This window comes from uncultured Endozoicomonas sp., from assembly GCF_947495845.1.
Classification (GTDB): domain Bacteria; phylum Pseudomonadota; class Gammaproteobacteria; order Pseudomonadales; family Endozoicomonadaceae; genus Endozoicomonas.
In genome coordinates, this window is the sequence record NZ_CANMAO010000002.1 from 123,925 (window position 1) to 139,285 (window position 15,361).

General features: G+C 46.5%; 31 protein-coding genes and 1 tRNA gene. 18 read left to right on the forward strand and 14 right to left on the reverse strand.

Annotation, left to right across the window (positions count from 1 at the left end):
* Positions 1-61: 61 nt before the first annotated feature.
* From Q1B11_RS02255 to Q1B11_RS02320, 14 genes are all read right to left on the reverse strand, one after another.
* The gene (locus Q1B11_RS02255; protein WP_299726719.1) at positions 62-400 is read right to left on the reverse strand and encodes a hypothetical protein; all 339 of its coding nucleotides are present in this window, start codon (positions 398-400) and stop codon (positions 62-64) included.
* A 71-nt stretch (positions 401-471) separates the two neighbouring features.
* Complete coding sequence (locus tag Q1B11_RS02260; protein WP_299726722.1) at positions 472-762, reverse strand: hypothetical protein; 291 nt, start codon at positions 760-762, stop codon at positions 472-474.
* 367 nt (positions 763-1,129) lie between these two features.
* The gene (locus Q1B11_RS02265) at positions 1,130-1,297 is read right to left on the reverse strand and encodes a hypothetical protein (RefSeq protein WP_299726725.1); all 168 of its coding nucleotides are present in this window, start codon (positions 1,295-1,297) and stop codon (positions 1,130-1,132) included.
* 170 nt (positions 1,298-1,467) lie between these two features.
* Positions 1,468-1,716, reverse strand: coding sequence for a hypothetical protein (locus Q1B11_RS02270; RefSeq protein ID WP_299726728.1), 249 nt, complete (start codon positions 1,714-1,716; stop codon positions 1,468-1,470).
* Positions 1,713-1,913, reverse strand: coding sequence for a hypothetical protein (locus Q1B11_RS02275; protein WP_299726731.1), 201 nt, complete (start codon positions 1,911-1,913; stop codon positions 1,713-1,715). Before Q1B11_RS02275 ends, Q1B11_RS02270 begins: the two co-directional genes overlap by 4 nt.
* Positions 1,910-2,794, reverse strand: coding sequence for a DNA cytosine methyltransferase (locus tag Q1B11_RS02280; protein ID WP_299726733.1), 885 nt, complete (start codon positions 2,792-2,794; stop codon positions 1,910-1,912). The genes Q1B11_RS02275 and Q1B11_RS02280 overlap by 4 nt, the downstream gene beginning before the upstream one ends.
* Positions 2,781-2,945, reverse strand: coding sequence for a hypothetical protein (locus Q1B11_RS02285; protein ID WP_299726736.1), 165 nt, complete (start codon positions 2,943-2,945; stop codon positions 2,781-2,783). Before Q1B11_RS02285 ends, Q1B11_RS02280 begins: the two co-directional genes overlap by 14 nt.
* A complete protein-coding gene (locus tag Q1B11_RS02290; protein ID WP_299726739.1) occupies positions 2,929-3,726 on the reverse strand; it encodes a hypothetical protein in 798 nt (265 codons plus the stop codon). The genes Q1B11_RS02285 and Q1B11_RS02290 overlap by 17 nt, the downstream gene beginning before the upstream one ends.
* Positions 3,713-3,922 carry a hypothetical protein gene (locus Q1B11_RS02295; RefSeq protein WP_299726742.1) on the reverse strand — a complete coding sequence of 70 codons (210 nt, stop codon included), beginning with the start codon at positions 3,920-3,922 and terminating at the stop codon, positions 3,713-3,715. The genes Q1B11_RS02290 and Q1B11_RS02295 overlap by 14 nt, the downstream gene beginning before the upstream one ends.
* 28 nt (positions 3,923-3,950) lie before the next feature.
* Complete coding sequence (locus tag Q1B11_RS02300) at positions 3,951-4,544, reverse strand: 3'-5' exonuclease (protein ID WP_299726745.1); 594 nt, start codon at positions 4,542-4,544, stop codon at positions 3,951-3,953.
* Positions 4,545-4,569: 25 nt separating this feature from the next.
* Complete coding sequence (locus tag Q1B11_RS02305; protein WP_299726748.1) at positions 4,570-5,217, reverse strand: ERF family protein; 648 nt, start codon at positions 5,215-5,217, stop codon at positions 4,570-4,572.
* A 53-nt stretch (positions 5,218-5,270) separates the two neighbouring features.
* Positions 5,271-5,597, reverse strand: a complete 327-nt coding sequence (locus Q1B11_RS02310; protein WP_299726751.1) for a hypothetical protein — start codon at positions 5,595-5,597, stop codon at positions 5,271-5,273.
* A gap of 45 nt (positions 5,598-5,642) precedes the next feature.
* Positions 5,643-5,912 carry a hypothetical protein gene (locus tag Q1B11_RS02315; RefSeq protein WP_299726754.1) on the reverse strand — a complete coding sequence of 90 codons (270 nt, stop codon included), beginning with the start codon at positions 5,910-5,912 and terminating at the stop codon, positions 5,643-5,645.
* 557 nt (positions 5,913-6,469) lie between these two features.
* Positions 6,470-7,078: a LexA family transcriptional regulator gene (locus Q1B11_RS02320; RefSeq protein ID WP_299726757.1), complete on the reverse strand. Its 609-nt coding sequence runs from the start codon at positions 7,076-7,078 to the stop codon at positions 6,470-6,472.
* 131 nt (positions 7,079-7,209) lie between these two features.
* Between Q1B11_RS02320 and Q1B11_RS02325 the strand changes: the two genes are divergently transcribed.
* From Q1B11_RS02325 to Q1B11_RS02410, 18 genes are all read left to right on the forward strand, one after another.
* Complete coding sequence (locus tag Q1B11_RS02325; protein WP_299726760.1) at positions 7,210-7,416, forward strand: helix-turn-helix transcriptional regulator; 207 nt, start codon at positions 7,210-7,212, stop codon at positions 7,414-7,416.
* Between the two features lie 196 nt (positions 7,417-7,612).
* Entirely contained in the window at positions 7,613-7,873 is a 261-nt protein-coding gene (locus Q1B11_RS02330) for a hypothetical protein (protein WP_299726763.1), read from the forward strand.
* 201 nt (positions 7,874-8,074) lie between these two features.
* Entirely contained in the window at positions 8,075-8,719 is a 645-nt protein-coding gene (locus Q1B11_RS02335) for a helix-turn-helix domain-containing protein (RefSeq protein ID WP_299726766.1), read from the forward strand.
* On the forward strand, positions 8,646-9,377 hold the full coding sequence (locus tag Q1B11_RS02340; RefSeq protein WP_299726769.1) for a replication protein P: 732 nt from the start codon (positions 8,646-8,648) through the stop codon (positions 9,375-9,377). The genes Q1B11_RS02335 and Q1B11_RS02340 overlap by 74 nt, the downstream gene beginning before the upstream one ends.
* Positions 9,377-9,796 (forward strand): sigma factor-like helix-turn-helix DNA-binding protein, encoded by a 420-nt coding sequence (locus tag Q1B11_RS02345; protein ID WP_299726772.1) that lies wholly within the window; start codon positions 9,377-9,379, stop codon positions 9,794-9,796. Before Q1B11_RS02340 ends, Q1B11_RS02345 begins: the two co-directional genes overlap by 1 nt.
* A 69-nt stretch (positions 9,797-9,865) precedes the next feature.
* Positions 9,866-10,291: a hypothetical protein gene (locus tag Q1B11_RS02350; protein ID WP_299726775.1), complete on the forward strand. Its 426-nt coding sequence runs from the start codon at positions 9,866-9,868 to the stop codon at positions 10,289-10,291.
* The gene (locus Q1B11_RS02355; protein WP_299726778.1) at positions 10,288-10,779 is read left to right on the forward strand and encodes a hypothetical protein; all 492 of its coding nucleotides are present in this window, start codon (positions 10,288-10,290) and stop codon (positions 10,777-10,779) included. The genes Q1B11_RS02350 and Q1B11_RS02355 overlap by 4 nt, the downstream gene beginning before the upstream one ends.
* Positions 10,776-11,081: a Ref family recombination enhancement nuclease gene (locus Q1B11_RS02360; RefSeq protein ID WP_299726781.1), complete on the forward strand. Its 306-nt coding sequence runs from the start codon at positions 10,776-10,778 to the stop codon at positions 11,079-11,081. Before Q1B11_RS02355 ends, Q1B11_RS02360 begins: the two co-directional genes overlap by 4 nt.
* Before the next feature lie 88 nt (positions 11,082-11,169).
* On the forward strand, positions 11,170-11,619 hold the full coding sequence (ssb, locus tag Q1B11_RS02365; RefSeq protein WP_299726784.1) for a single-stranded DNA-binding protein: 450 nt from the start codon (positions 11,170-11,172) through the stop codon (positions 11,617-11,619).
* A 61-nt stretch (positions 11,620-11,680) separates the two neighbouring features.
* Positions 11,681-11,860, forward strand: coding sequence for a hypothetical protein (locus Q1B11_RS02370; RefSeq protein ID WP_299726787.1), 180 nt, complete (start codon positions 11,681-11,683; stop codon positions 11,858-11,860).
* Positions 11,853-12,116: a hypothetical protein gene (locus tag Q1B11_RS02375; protein ID WP_299726790.1), complete on the forward strand. Its 264-nt coding sequence runs from the start codon at positions 11,853-11,855 to the stop codon at positions 12,114-12,116. Before Q1B11_RS02370 ends, Q1B11_RS02375 begins: the two co-directional genes overlap by 8 nt.
* 206 nt (positions 12,117-12,322) lie before the next feature.
* The gene (locus tag Q1B11_RS02380; protein ID WP_299726793.1) at positions 12,323-12,649 is read left to right on the forward strand and encodes a hypothetical protein; all 327 of its coding nucleotides are present in this window, start codon (positions 12,323-12,325) and stop codon (positions 12,647-12,649) included.
* Between the two features lie 14 nt (positions 12,650-12,663).
* Entirely contained in the window at positions 12,664-13,389 is a 726-nt protein-coding gene (locus Q1B11_RS02385) for an antA/AntB antirepressor family protein (protein WP_299726797.1), read from the forward strand.
* A gap of 15 nt (positions 13,390-13,404) precedes the next feature.
* Positions 13,405-13,944, forward strand: a complete 540-nt coding sequence (locus Q1B11_RS02390) for a hypothetical protein (RefSeq protein WP_299726800.1) — start codon at positions 13,405-13,407, stop codon at positions 13,942-13,944.
* Positions 13,945-14,415: 471 nt separating this feature from the next.
* Positions 14,416-14,490: transfer RNA gene (locus Q1B11_RS02395), tRNA-Met, on the forward strand.
* Between the two features lie 55 nt (positions 14,491-14,545).
* Complete coding sequence (locus Q1B11_RS02400; protein ID WP_299726803.1) at positions 14,546-14,959, forward strand: glycoside hydrolase family protein; 414 nt, start codon at positions 14,546-14,548, stop codon at positions 14,957-14,959.
* Positions 14,947-15,159, forward strand: a complete 213-nt coding sequence (locus Q1B11_RS02405; protein WP_299726806.1) for a hypothetical protein — start codon at positions 14,947-14,949, stop codon at positions 15,157-15,159. Before Q1B11_RS02400 ends, Q1B11_RS02405 begins: the two co-directional genes overlap by 13 nt.
* The gene (locus Q1B11_RS02410; RefSeq protein WP_299726809.1) at positions 15,159-15,356 is read left to right on the forward strand and encodes a hypothetical protein; all 198 of its coding nucleotides are present in this window, start codon (positions 15,159-15,161) and stop codon (positions 15,354-15,356) included. The genes Q1B11_RS02405 and Q1B11_RS02410 overlap by 1 nt, the downstream gene beginning before the upstream one ends.
* The last annotated feature ends 5 nt before the right edge of the window (positions 15,357-15,361 follow it).

Sequence of the window (15,361 nt, forward strand, 5' to 3'; positions counted from 1 at the left end):
TTCCTCCAGAACGGATAACAACACGCTCCAGGTGACGCCTGCGGCGCACCTGAGCTTTGGGTTAGGTGTATCCGAGTCCAACTTGACGAAAACCACAACAGATCGGTAGAAATTCCAACATACTTTCCATTTGATTATGTCTTTCCGAAAAGTATCTGTGATTTCTATACTCGTCAGTCTTTACGTACTCAGTTAAAAGTTTGTGCATTTCTAACGCATCATCTTCGCTGAACCACTCGCCAACAAAACCTTTATGCTCATACCTGATTGTGTCTCTGTTTGTGTATTCACAATCAATTACTTCGCTGACTGGGGTTTCAATACAGAAGGCTGGCCAGAAACCGTTTGGCTTTCCGAGAATTCCCGCTTCTTTGTTTTTTGGTTCTATATCAAATGACATTCTTTTATCCTTAGTTCCTACACCTAACAATCAAATCCACCGGACGCCTGCGGCGCCTGTGATTTAAATGGTTATGCATCCCAATCATTGCCGCCAGGTATCGCATATTCAGTAACATGAACCTCCCCATCCTCATCTTCTTCAACTTCAGGAGGGCAGATCGTATTAAACCACTCCCGCTTGGTCATCAAACGCAAGCCAGATTCAGCAACTTCTGCTTCGCATTTTTCAACCAACTCACGTATTTTTTCTTCGGTCGGGAAAATACCCTTTCCACACGTAACAGTCGCATGACCGCTTTGTCCTTCGCCATTAGTGACCGCGACTTTGATTACAACTTCTATCGGTGCTTGCATTTTCATTATTAAATCCTTGGTTCAGTGCAGTGTGCTGCATAACAAAGTTTTCAACGCGGAGCTACGCTGCGCTCCGCCCGGTTAAAACGGGGTTAGCAGGAAAAGCCGCCAACAAATAAACCGTTCTCTATCTGAAATCTTGCTTCAAATAGTGCTAAATATCGTCCGTACATGATCAATTTGTTCGGATTGTCTTTAATGCTATCTGCTGAACTCTGTTCCTGATCAAAACCATAAGTCTTCTCAAACCATTCGATACGCCTGGTAAGCTCATCCTTTATCGCTGTTTTTTGTTAATTTCTCTGCCATCTCATTTCCTGCTAACAAGTTTATCAACCGGACTCCGCTACGCTGCGCCGGTTTAATTCAATGGTCATGTTTCAAATATTCTATGCCTTTCAACTCTTTCTAAAGTTGTCGGTTTCACCTTTCTATAGTGATCCAGTTTGTTTTTTAACCGTTCATCTTTTGGGTTATCAAGTAAATCTATTAGCCTAGTAAGTTCCGACTGCTTTATTCTTATTAGTTTTTGTTTTGCCATAATTTCACCCTGTAAAAAAACACAACAAAGCATTCCACAGGATAAACCTGTGAATAGCGGGTCATGGTTTTCTGCTTTTACTCTCAAGCTCTCTGATATACCGCAATATTTCTTGAGCCTTGGAATTGTTTTTAACAGTGGCTAGTTGCTCTAACCACTGGCGTGTAGATTCATTCATTGACCACCTGCTTCAACTGGGTAAGATCACGCATCCTTACACCGTCATTTCTGGAAACAGAAGCAAGAAAGCCTTTAACGGTCATTTCTAAACGACCATGGCCTTCAAGTTTCTTTCTGAGAACATTTGCCTCTCTGCGGTGCTTATCCTTTGCCATTCGCTCTTGATCGAGCATCTTTTCAAGCCGTTCTATTTCGGCTCTCATGGATTTGTTGGCTTTTACAATCATGCTTTCTGTCATGACTGCGCCTCCTGCTTTTTCAGTCTAACCTTGTGCGTTACTGTTTTTGCGCTGGCGTAGCCTTTTTGGAAGCCAAGATAATTTTTTGGAATTAAGTGAGTGTGAGAATTAGGTTCAGAAACAAACTCTTCTTCAATCTCATAACCAAGCTCTTGAATGAGCGCCTCAACCAACAATTCAGCTCTGCTTTTTCTCATGCTGCCCTCGCTCTGCTCATATACCGGATAATCTCACCACCAATCCACTCACCGACAGGTACAGAAACACCGTTGCCTATCTGTCTGTAAGCAGCCGTATTTGATACTGGGAAGCTGAAAGAATCGGGCAAGCCTTGAAGCCTTGCGTACTCTCTGACCGAGTAAGGCCGGACGCCAAGCTCAAAGCGTTTGTCTTTGATTAGCCTGGTGCTTTTATCTTTCGCGTAATGAGCAACACAGGTTGGCGCCAGATCATCATTTGCCGGGTCGGAAATAATCGGTAAGTCTCTGTATGCTCCCTGCATTCTGGCGGTGACTGCCTTGGGAATGCTTACATCAGGATCGGCGTCCATTATTTCAGATAACTTTACGCGCCTTGCATTCTCAGGCGGCCTGATATTGAAATGACGACGAGAGCCGATGATTATCAGTCGGTTTCTTCGCTGTGGTAGCAACTGTTCAGACTGGATCGGGCAAAACACCTGAACATAGTAATCAGGCATTTTTGTCATTGCCTCCATTACTACTGGAAAGGCTCGCATCCCTGGGACATTCTCAACTACATACAACTCAGGGCGGGCAACGGCTAAATGCCTGAGCGCATGTAAAAACAGTTCATCGCCTGTCCTTGTCTGATGAATGTCTGCAATTGTGCTGTACTTGGTGCAGGGATAAGTGAAAACCATTGCATCGCAGCTATCTTGCTCAAGAACCAACTGCTCAGAGATATCACACTCAACAACATGGTTTCCGAGATTTGCGCGGTAGGTTTTGCAAGCATCCTTATCAAGTTCAAATGCCTGATTGATGGTGATGCCAGCTTTTAACAAGCCGACATCCATCAGGCCAGCACCGCAAAAGTAACTATTAACGGCGACCATTCTTTTTCCTTTTATTTCTGATTTGTTCCAGGCTAACAACAACCTTCTTTTCTTTTGGTTGCTGCTTCAGGTTTGGATACATGGCGCAGATCAGCGCCATGTCTTGTTGTTCCCAAAATTCAAACAAGAATGTTTCAGCACTCACCTTCATAATTGAACACCGTATAAACTCCGGGTACTTGACCGGCCTCGATGCTCTTTACAACTGCATGAGCCAATGAATCATCAATGCTGTGAAGTTGCACTAATGCCTTAATTGCTTCTTGTCTGTCGGCGGCTTGCTGGTATTCAGACTCTTCGACAAAAAACGGCTCCATGTCGTCTTCTGTAACTGGATCGGGGTCAGCAAATGGCGCGAACTCTTCCGGCTCTGGCTGGCGATGCTGCTCCTGACTTTGTTTCTCCTGAACAATCCGTAAATCGTGAATACCCTCAAGGTGAGCTACTGCGTCATTTCTTGCCTTGAGCGCGTCAATCTCAAACTCTGCAAAGCCTGTTACCTGATCGGCTTTCAGATCGTCAATACAGGCTTTCAATTCTGCTGAACTGGCTTGAAGCATTGCCAGTGGGATGTTTTTGTAACACTCAATCCGTTGTTGAATGTCGTCTACCCGCTTTTGCTCTTTGATCTTCTCAGCGTTATCAACTTCTTTTTTGGCTTCCTGCAACGGGGTTTCGATCTCTAGAATCCTGCCGGTTATCCGTTTGGCTTCTGAATTGACTTTCTTTTGCCAGGCTACTGCGTCAGCAACCAAAACTTTCCGCTTTTTTTCAACTCCGGTACGAAGCGGAACCAGTTCTTTCAAGGCGGCTTTGATGGTCTTCATGCCTTCCTTGGTGGCAGCATCGGGAACTGAGTTATAACGCTCTCTCAGTTCATTCAAAGCGGCATCGGTGACACCGTATTCAACAACTTGATTAACTGCGCTCATGCTTTCGTCCTCCACTGGAAATGACTGTATTAAAATCCGCTTTGCTGTTGTTATTGATCACGCCATAAGGAAGCCTGGTGATCTTGCCGCCAGCTTTCCTGAAAGCCTTGATCTGCTCCGCTATCTCTCTACTGACAACGGCTTTATTTTCTAATGTGCCGATTGATACGTGATCAAAGTACGCTTCAAATGCCATGGTGATTCCCCCAATAAAAAAGGCCGCTTTAAGCGACCTCTTCAATCTTGATCTCTCCGAGCCTGACCAGCTCAAAGAAGCAATTTGCTGTAGCCCTCACATCGGCTAGAGCGTCGTGAGCGTTGTCAAAGTCACAACCAAATAGCTTGTTGTGAAGCTCTGAGAGCGTGGGCCATTTGTACTTGCCATAATTACCGGGTAACTGGCAGAAGTCAGTGCCGATTTCCTTGGTGCAGAATTGTCGGTTTTTCTTACCTGCCCTGATGCCAGCTCTCAGCAACTCCGCGCCGGTGACGTTGTAGTCATAGGAAATGTTGTGAGCTACCAAAGCATCAGCCTTGTTGTAATCCGTGATGAAAGAGCCAAGCGCGTCAGCAATAGGGATACCTTCGGCTTCTGATTTCTCCTGACTGAATCCGTTATCAATCCAGAATTTCTCGGTTGGCATCGTCCAGCCATCCGGCTTGATCAGCTCATTGAAAGAGCCAACTTCGTTCCCATCCAGATCAAACACCAGATAAGCGAGCTGAATAATCCGAGGCCAGTTATCCAGATCGGTCATTGGTGCTCGCCAATCTTTGGGTAGGCCTGTTGTTTCAGTATCGAATAGTTGAATAAGCATGATTCCTCCAAAGGAAAAGCCGCAGTTAAGCAGCCTGAGTATTGTCTTCTTGTTTACCCTGGGCGATTTCTTTTAACCAGTTAACTGCAGGTTCAAACTTGGCTGCTTTAAGATGACCAAGGCTCTTTATCTTTGATTTCTGGCAGAACCACTCATCAGTTACACCGGCGGCCATGATTGCGCCTTGTAGGTGCTGAACCTGCTGAGGGTTTACAACCGGCTCCCGTTTCTGTTGTGGTGCTTGTTGGCGTTGCGTCTGCCTTTGCTGTTGTTGCTGAGGCTGATTGTTATTCATGCTGTCAGCGTCCTTATTGTCATCAATCAGGAATAAGCCGTTAAGCGCGTACTTTCTTGCATAACTGCTAGTCGCTCCGGTTAGCTGACTTACGTCCATGCCCTTTTTTTCAATTGCTTCACGAGCAAGAGCGGTAGTTTGCTGGCTATGCTCGCCATCAGTAATGGTTGCGGTTGCCTTAACATAAACGCGATCACCAACAACCTGAATTTCATCAGTGATTGTAACAATCAGGCCTTCAGCCAGAAGCAGCGGTTTCAATGCTTCAAGAATGTCTTCACAGTTTCGGTAGTTGTAGTTCCCGAAGTTATTGCGCTGGTTTTTTGGGGCGTTTAACTTGCACTGGATTCGGTTGAGCTTGGTAATAAACTCTTTCATGGTTCAACTCTCCATATCGAAAAAGAAAAGCCCGGTTGAGTCCGGGCGATTGGTTAGAATTTCAGGTTTTGGTTAAGCAGTTCGTGCAGCTCATTGCAGATCGCTACAGAACTCAAAAAATCATCACAGTGTTTTAGCAGTACTCTGTTGATCTCAAGCACTCGATTTGTGTTTTTGACTCGCTGGTTTATCGCTTCTACCGATACATCGTTTGAAGTGCTTTTGTTCTCAGCCACAAGCGCTGTCATTTCATCAAGCAGTGGCTTTTCAGCGTCGAGAATGTCCTGCTGTTTCTTGCCTTGCAGGTTTAGCTGATTAAATATGCGCTCTCGATCAATTTCAGGCGTTTCTAGCGGTTTTTCTTGTAATAGTGCTGCCATGGTATTCCCCAAAAAGAAAAGCCCTTAAAAAAGGGCTATGGTCGTTTACATCGCTTCCAGATAATCATCAAAGTCAGCATCAACACCTTGAGCGGTTGTGATGTTCTCCATGTGTAGTTCATGGAGTGCAATGCCGATCTTGTCAGACAGTCTTTCAATGGCAGCGATCAGGACAGCATCGCCAGAAGCTTCAACAATCAAATCAAGCAAACTGTGAGTTGCCTCAGATCGTCTTTCAGCCTCGCTCTCGTCACGCTCTTTTGCGTCTTGGTTGCGTTGGTGGTTGTTTAACTGCTGGGTTGCGTAGCAAGTCATGGTTTTTCTCCCCTTCTAAAAATCACTAGAAAACTTGGCTTTCTGGTGATCTCTAACGGTTAAGGCCGTTGCTCCACACTCCTATCTGCTCTGCAGACTCGGAACCAGATACCGGTTTGGAGGCTTATTCACCGGGTGGCTGGCGGGCTAAATGTCTGTATAAGTATTTAGCTTGTGGAAATATTACCCCTAGACATTGTGTATCGTCAATATGTCTCAGGACATTATTTTAAATAAATTTGTCTAAGCGTCTGAAGCACGGATAGAGGGAGAGTAAGAGTGGGTATTATTAATAATGTATTACTTATATGTATTACTTATAGAGAAGCAGACGACAGATTTGTCGTGTGGGGGTGACAAAACTGTCGTCTGGGTACGACAAATTTGTCGTGTGGGTATGGGTAAAAACTGGATGAAAATGGAACTTGAGAGAATGCCAGAATAGAACTGTGATTGATAAACGACAGGTGTAAGGGGTTTTTAACCCTGTTTTCAGAGGATTTTACAAGATAGGTGGTATATCTGGGCTAGAGCGTTCTAACGTGTGTCAGAACGCTTTATTCTGGCTTGTATGAAGCAACTACAGAACCACAGTAGATAGCATCTGCTTCCACTTCTTGCGCTGGATACTGAGAGTTAAGTGGTTTCAGGTACTCAACGCCATCAACCTTGGTAAAGCTTCTCAGTGATGGTCTGCCATTGCTGGCGATGTAGATAACATTCTTACCAACGGCTTTCTCTGTATCCGGATCAACATAGACAATGGTTCCATCTTTATAAGCTGGCTCCATTGCATCGCCCTGAACGATGTAAGCAAAAGTGCGCGCGCCTCTGTCTGCCTTAGGGCAAGGAATAAACTGACTGGCCTCTGCTGTCGGGTCATTGATCCAAGCTGCCAGGCTAACCGGATCAAGCAATGGAACACCGTCAACTGCAGGGGTTTCTGTCTCTCTTCCGTAGTAAAGCGCATTGAAGCTAACGCCAAGGGCGCGAGCGAACTTGTAGACGGTATCCAGAGTGAAGCCTTTACGTCTGCGCTCGATATTGGACACATAGCCCTGAGTGGCATCCATGCGGTCAGCAAGCTCAAACTGAGTCAGTTGGGCGGCCTTCCTTGTCTGTATCGCTCTATCAATCCAGTCGGTCATTTCTAGTCTCTCGTACATCAATAATATTCCTATGGGTATTATAGGTACAAATACAATCCCTAAGCAATTACCTAGAGGTATTATTTATAATTGCCATAATAAATGTCTCGGGGTATTATTATAAGTATTGGAAGTTAGGTTTAGCGCAGATGATCAATGAAGATTTAAGGAAATTCAGACAGTTACACGACCTGACACAAGCTCAGGCCGCAAATGTGTTCGGGCTGACTCAAGGCGCATGGTCGCACTACGAATCCAAGCGCAAGAATATCAAGCTCAAAACCTATCTGAATCTGAAAAATATTGCGGAAAGCAAAGGCTTGATTGGTTTTCCAAGCCCTGAAGCCTTTGTTTGATTGACCGGCCTTTGTGCCAACGCTCTTTAACAACTTGACGCGGAGTTTTTAAGTTCCAGGCGAATCGCTGGGGAAGGCGTCTACCTGAAATTTACTGACTCAACCGGTTACGCGAGCCGGACTTGCGGAAGTTGTCCGTCAGCCATTCGGTTAGTGGCTGCAATAGATTAACCACCAAGAGAGCGACGATGTAAGTATGAGTGAAGCAGAAAAACAGCGGCAAAGTATGCCACCTGAAGCCTTGAAGCTATTTGAGGAACTGGAAAGCAGCAAGACGCAATCAGAGCAAGGTTATTTGGTTCTTGATGATCTGCTGACCCGGCAAGGGTTGTCAGTCGAAGGGCTTTATCTTTTGATGAGAAGTTTTGTTGATTTCGGGATGCTTGAAACATGGACTATCAAGCATATCAAGGGGGCTTGCTTTATCACTTACAAGCTATCGCTTGCTGCCGCTTAGCGGCTCACGCTGCCAGCAACCATGGAAGGCGCTGGCTTCCTTTTAAAACAGGATGCCTATGGATAAAACAATTAAACAGCACAACGGAAATTCTCAAACCCCATAAACAAAAAAACCCAATCTAAAAGACTGGGTTCCGGCTCCTGCTCTGTCTCAATCGCCAAATCGTTTCAAAGCAGGAATAAAAGGAGTATATGACAAATGTCATTCGAAAGCACGCCAGGTTATTACGGAGTAATCCCCGCTCCCGTTTTGCGGTGTAAAAACCTGAATGGTGATGACAAGTGCTTGTATGCAGATATATCGGCTCTCACTTCTAAAGAGGGTTACTGCTACGCAGGTAACGCTTATTTTGCAGAGTTGTATAACTGCCATGAGCGCACCATTCAGCGGCGCATTAATGCGCTAGAGAGTGAAGGTTTTATAACTGTCGAGCTGATCAAAAGTTCTGGCGGTACAGATCGACGAATCTGGTTAGCGGCTGCGGTTGCCATTCAGCAGCAGGTAGCAAAGCAGGCGCCCAAAAAGCCGGCAGCTAAAACCAAGACGCTCTCAAAACTCACCATCTACCCGGATCAGCTCAACTATGAGGCGTGGATCGCATGGCTTGAATACAAGCGCGACGAGCACCGATGGACGTTCAAAACAGAAAAAACAGAGCTGACCGCAATCAATAAGCTGATCAAAGACACCAGTGGCAACCAACAACAACAGGCCAACTGGATCGAAAGCAGCATAGCCAACGGCTACAAAGGTATTTTCGGGGGAAACAATGTCAACTCAAGCCGCGCACCAACTCACCACGACATTGCAGCAGAACTTAACGAAGACTACTGGAACAACTGAGCTACAGGCTGAACCGATCATGGATCAGATCAAGCTCGATGCTGTTAACCAGATATTCGGCGCAATGTTTACCGCTTGGCCTGCTCAGTACAGCAAGCACTACGCAGGCACCGACAACGAAAAGCGGCGCAATGCTGCAAAGCGTATGTGGGCAACATCGCCAGAGTTTCAGGCATTAACGGCTGATCAGATTCAGCAGGGTATCAGGCGCATGGTTGATCAGTGCGAATACCTGCCAAGCCTGAAGCTGTTTATCACCTTGTCACAAAGCAGGCCTGAAGATTTCGGGCTTCCTTCTGTTGATGATGCTTGGTTTGAGGTCAATAACAAACGACACCTGATGATGCAAAACCCTGATACAGAGTTTACTCATGCAGCGGTCAAGCTGGCGGGTCGTGGTTTGTGGCAGCGGTTAGGCATGGCTGACGAGATCGGCATTAAGCAGGTTAGAGCCGAGTTTGAGCGAGCCTATCAGGTGCAGGTTAGCCAGGTGATTTCTGGTAACGACGATTCTGATTTGATGCGGCTTGAAGATCGTTCCGGTTATGCAGAAAAGCAGCTACTTCAAACCAAGTTTGATATTGAGCAGCAGATGCAAAAACAAGGTATTAACGCTGATCCAGAGTCAGCACGAGCAAGGTTAAGAGGTTTGTTCTGATGACTCCTAAAGAGCGGCGCGAAAAGATATTGGCGATCTACGCCATTAACCCTGAAGAAAAAATTTCAAACGTTGCAGAGATGACCGGCATTCCTGAGGGCACTGTTCGCTATCTCAGGCGAGTGCTTGGGATACAGCAAAAGAGGAACTGGCTCAGCGATGAAACGAAGCAGCAAATCTTTGACCTGAGAGCTAAGGGATTGACCTATAAGCAGATCGGCGAAGAGTTGGGAGTAAGGGCGGCTACGGTTGAAAGTACTGTTAAGCGATCATCTTCCCGCCAGAGCACTACTCGCAAGGAGTTTATCAAGAGAGCCGGTGCAGGTATTCCTGTTATGGAGCTGTTTGAGAAAACAAAAGCCAACCTACTGCTTACCGTGAAATGGAGTCAGGCCAATGTCCAACGAATTTATCAATGACTGCCTTGAGGTGCTGGCTCTCGCTTCTGTCATGGTGCTGTTTGCTGGCGTTTGGATGAGTGCTGTTTGATGACTCAGAAGCTGGTCGTTTGTAATGATGCAACAAAACGCCAGCTTCTCACTTATGTAGAGAGGCTGGATACCAACAAGCCAATAGAGTTCAGCTTTAAGCCATTTAAGGCTCGGCGCAGTCTTTCAGCCAATGCCCTCTATTGGAAGTGGGTTTCTATCATGGTGACTCACTTCAATAGCAAGGGCGCAAAGTATACGACTGAGTTCTTACACGATGCTCTGAAACATACTTTTCTCGGCTACAAAGAGTCGCCAGATAGCAAGCTGGACATTCCACCACAGCTTAAAGATTCCAGAACATTAAGTACGGCTGACTTCTGCCGGTACATGGAGCAAGTGGAAGCCTGGGCGATTGATCGCGGGTGCTTTCTTCCAAGGCCTGAAGACTCAGCTTATGAGAAATATTTGCAGGGGGTTAGATGAAAATCAGGGCTTTCATACCAGATTTACTGGTAACAGTTCTTGTGTCATTTCAGTTGTTCTTTTTGGTTGTCATTGCGCCAGTATGGGCGGTTCAAATAGCCATTGATAATAGCTACTTGCCAGAGTCAGAGTCGGCCTATTGGTTTCTGGGTGTTAGTTATCTGGTTTGTCTTGCTCTTGGTATATGGGCGATGGCTGACAAGTTAGGAAAGCCTAAAGCCCTGAAGTCATGGAAAGACCTTCAAGTAAAGCTTTTTGGCTGGCATCAATACAGAGTCAAATTCATATACAAAGACAGGCATGGTCGAGAGCTATTCAGCTACACCACAACCATTGGTGTTAGAGAAAAGCCGACTATTAATAAGCACAGACGCATTAAGGCTTCCCAAGTTCCACTTCATAAGATGCAAGGCATAGACAAGCGGAGTTTATGTAATGGGACAATGGTTTTTGAGCCAGTTTGCTACCTCGGAAGGTGGCGAGATTGAACAAAAAACAATACATGAGCCTTGCAGCGCGTGTCGGCTGTTTGGCTTGTGAGCTGTTAGGCATTCCAGACACACCCGCTCAGTTACACCATCCAAGAGCAGGCCAAGGCATGAGCCAGAGAGCGAGTGATTACGATGTTATCCCGCTCTGCCCTGCTCATCACACTGGTTCGGCTCTTTCAGTCCACATGACGCCAATACAATTCAAGTTGCTGTTTGGTACAGAATCGCAATTGGTGGAAATGACTCAGGAGCGTGTAGCTGACTTAAAGGCGCAAGCCGTTGGAGCTGGTTTTGGTTGAACTTTTCATCTTTCTGGTCGTCCTTGGCTTGCTGATCGGTGCAGCCTGGGAAGTCATAAATCATATTTTCTATCACTGGGGGTGACACATGGCACGCGGTGTAAACAAAGTTATTCTGGTCGGCAATGTCGGCAACATTGAAACACGCTACACAGCACAGGGCTCGGCAATTACTAACCTGTCTCTGGCAACCTCTGAGAGCTGGAAAAATAAGCAGACCGGACAGCAGGAAGAAAAAACAGAATGGCATAAAGTGGTCATTTTCGGAAAGCTGGCAGAGATCGCTCAGCAGTACGTGAGCAAAGGCAGCAAGCTCTACATCGAGGGCAAGTTACAGACTCGCAAATGGCAGGCGCAAGACGGGCAAGACCGCTACAGCACAGAGATTGTTGTTGATGGCTTCAGTGGTCAGATGCAGATGCTTGATGGAGCGCAAAACGGCGGTCAGGCTCCACAACAGCAAAGCCAGCAACAACCACAGCAGCAGCCGCAACAGAGCGGCGGGTATGATGACTACGACCCGGATATTCCTTTCTGAGCCAGTGTCGTTAATCAATAAATCAGGGTGGCAGTAGCTGCCCTTTTTTGTGGGCCACTATATGTCCGCTTTAAAACCTCAGATAGCTGATGAGCTGCTTTCTCTTGCTGGAAAGCTTGAATACATCGAAGACAAGAAAGCTCTTCGGGCTTTGAAGATTCTCAATTCATACCTCAATCGTGAAGCGTTTTCCCATGATCGAGCATGGCGGCGCAAAGGGACGAATAACAATCATGGCTAAAACACCAGAGGAAAAGCGCGAAGCTGACCGCATAAGACAGCAAAAATACAGAGCCAGAAAGAAAGCTCATAAGCAGGCCAGAGGCGCAGAGACTATCAGCCTTGAGATATTCAAAGGCACTCGGAACTGTATCAATGAGCTGATGGTTGCCGGTGAGTTTGAAGAGCAGGCTGAGTTGATAACCCTGCTCTTACATGGCGCTCATAAGTTGATGTTGCGTGACAAGTCACGTTTTAACGATTTGATCACGCCGTGACAGGTCGCAGGAGTTAGGAGCATGAAAATAAAAACCTGTAGCAACTGTGCTCATGCTACGTCATGGGGAAATTGCAAGGCATCAGGCCTGAATCAAGACGTAGAAAGGCGGTACAACACAAAGTGTAGTGCTGAATTTAGCGCATGGGTTGAGCGCCCATCATTCAAGATTCGCCTGGTTAATTTCTTTTGGGGGCTGTTTCCTTAATGGGCAAGTCAGAATTAGAGCAAGCCTTCCTGATGCAAGTCAGAGCGGTAAAGCTTCCGGAGCCTGAGCAAGAGTTCAGGTTTCACAATAAACGAAAATGGCGGGCTGATTTCGCATGGCCTGATCTGAGAATACTGGTTGAGATTGAAGGCGGTGTCTGGTCAGGTGGCAGGCACACCAGAGGCAGCGGGTTTATCGGTGATTGCGACAAATACAACACAGCCACTCTGGAAGGTTGGCGGGTATTTCGGTTCGCAGGTGATCACGTTAAAAACGGTATGGCATTAAACACGGTAGAGCGGGCCATATTCGGCAGCATTAGATAACTCTGGGGGGGTGTATGAAATACGAAATAACAACGCTAAATGACGCTGAATTGATTCTACGCCGTGAGGGTGCGGTAAATGATGATGTTGTAGATGGTGAAAGCCTTCTTTTGGTCTGTGGATTCGACACATCACCCTCAAGTCAGTCTACCGTTATCAAACGGCAAATAGAAAAACACTCCCTCAGAGAAGGCCAAGACTTTACTGCATCAATGCAGCAAAGCACCGGAGGCAGGCCAAAGACTGTCTACCACTTCAGCATCAATGCCGCTAACCATGTTCTCTTGGCGGCAATGACGGCAGAGGGAAAGATTGCAAGACAGGAAGCAATTAATTCAAAACTGAAAAGCCAGACTCAGCCAGCAATGACGAGAATGGATGATCTAAAGGTTATGAATGACTTTCTCAGTCTGACTCTCTCGGCAATGCCTAACCTTGGCAACCGCTCAAAGCAAGCGTTCATATCGGCGGCAATGAAAGAGTTTGCCGGTTTTGACGCTATTCCGCTTCCGATCATTGAGAAGAAGTATTACACCGCAACAGAGGTGGGCGAGCAGCTAGGCATAACTGCAAACATGGTTGGAAGACTTGCCAATCAGCACGGCATCAAGACTGAGCAGTTTGGAGAGTATCGGCTTGGAAAAGCCAGAGGGCATGACAAGCAGATTGAACAGTTTTATTACAACGACTCTGGTGTTGCCAGGTTAAAACTACTGCTTGTTAGTCGGCAGGCTTCTTAATACAGGGGTTAACAGGTGAGCTACTACCACAACACAAAACAAGCCCTTCTCTCTGCGTTTGATCTGCGTGGAGTGAAGTGCAAGGGAATGAAGTTCGACTATGAACAGGATTACCCGACAGTTAACCGCTACACCACAGAGCCAAGTTCTTTTGATGAGCGACTGGCTCAGGATGCCATGGTAAGGCGTTCTATCCGTGAAGCTCTCACAGAGGATGAGTACCTTACCCTGATGTTTTGCTATACGCAGGACGGGAACCAGCTCAAGGAGAGCTATTCCAAAGCGGTTTATCCTGCTGCTATGAAGTCTTCCAAGCTGGCAAAGCGTTTACAGCCAGGACTCCTTTTAAGCTGGTTATTCCATGTATTCAGCCAGACAAAGCGCAACAGTACGGCTCCTGATATTACGGAGACTCTGGGCGTTAATCGTTCGACGGTATACCGGAGCCTGAAAAAGCCACTGCGGGAGGCTCTGAGGTTGGAAGAGTTAGAAGACAGGGTTAGTCAGATTTTGCATGAGAAAGGTTTGTATATTGGCTCTGAAGTGACGCAGTAGTTAGCCTTGCAGGAGTCTTGCAACAAGCATGGTGCAATAGTAATCTGTTTTTGTAGCCTCGGTGATTTTTCACTGAGGTTTTTTTGTTTATAGCAAGACAAAAGGAGCGGTATGTTTTTATTTCTCCTGCTGCTCGTTTTTGTCGCCTCCTTCCCCTGCTTTGCTCTCTGTCGCTTCCTTCCCCAAGCGTTACCGGTTGAACCAAAATCCTACAGGCCATTGCCTGAAGAATATGGTTAGCCTGGTTATCGTGGCGACGAATCGCGGGGATGATGGTGTACCTGCTACCCAGTGCAGGCATGACAAGGCGACTTTTCCCTTCATGTGCTCTTGATGAGATGGGATAGATCGGACTGGCGACCCGTTAACGCATCAGCAAGCCTTACGAATATGACTATCGTTTCATGGCGATTCCATGAATATGACTCCCCTCCTGCTACTGGCAACCGGTTCAGGCTGGGGAGTTTTTTTAGCAGGGTTGAGAAGTGGTTTCTCGGCAGTCTCATAAGCTGCAATACGGTGGTTCGATTCCATCCCCTGCTACCAATTTCATCCAGCCCCTTCCGTTATCGGTTGGGGCTTTTTTTTTGGTTTGTGAAAAATGAACGTAGTTGAATTGATCAAGCTGCATGAAGGTCTGCGGCTTAAACCGTACCGTTGCACCTCAAACAAGCTGACAATTGGCTACGGGCGTAACATTGAAGACAGAGGGATTAGCAATCAGGAAGCTGAAACCCTGCTTTCAAATGATATCTCTCAGGTAACGATTGAGCTTGAGAAGAAGCTCACTTTCATGTTTTGTCTGGATGAAGTCCGGCGAGCAGTGCTGATTGATATGGCGTTCAATATGGGCGTCAGTGGTCTTTTAAGATTCAGTAAAACCCTGTCTTGTATTCGGGCGGGCGAGTATGACGAAGCGGCTATGGAAATGCTTGATAGTCGTTGGGCTAATCAAGTGGGCAAGCGGTCTATTCGACTGGCTGAAATGATGAGGACAGGGAAATGGGCGGAATAATTTGGAGCCTGCTGCTTAACAGCCTGAAGGCTATTGTCGGAAAGATTGCCTTTGCCATTATCGGTGAGCGGTTCTTATCTCAGATCATCGCCTATTCGCTGCGTAAGCTGGCAAAGATGACCACTAACGAGCTTGACGACAAGCTGGCAGAGGAAATCATTAAGTCACTCAAGCGCGATGACTTACCGGAGCTGAAGTAATGGAATGGAAGGTGCTGCTTGATGTTGCTCAGACAATATCGCCAGCCCTCAGCCTGTTGTTGTTTTACTTCTGGACTGAGCTGAAAGCTCTAAAGGTTAAGGTTAACGATCAAAAGGCCATCATTGATCTAGTAGACAAGCTCGACAAACGCCTTGTCATACTTGAAACGATTCTTGATGAGATGAGGCGCAGGTAAGGTAC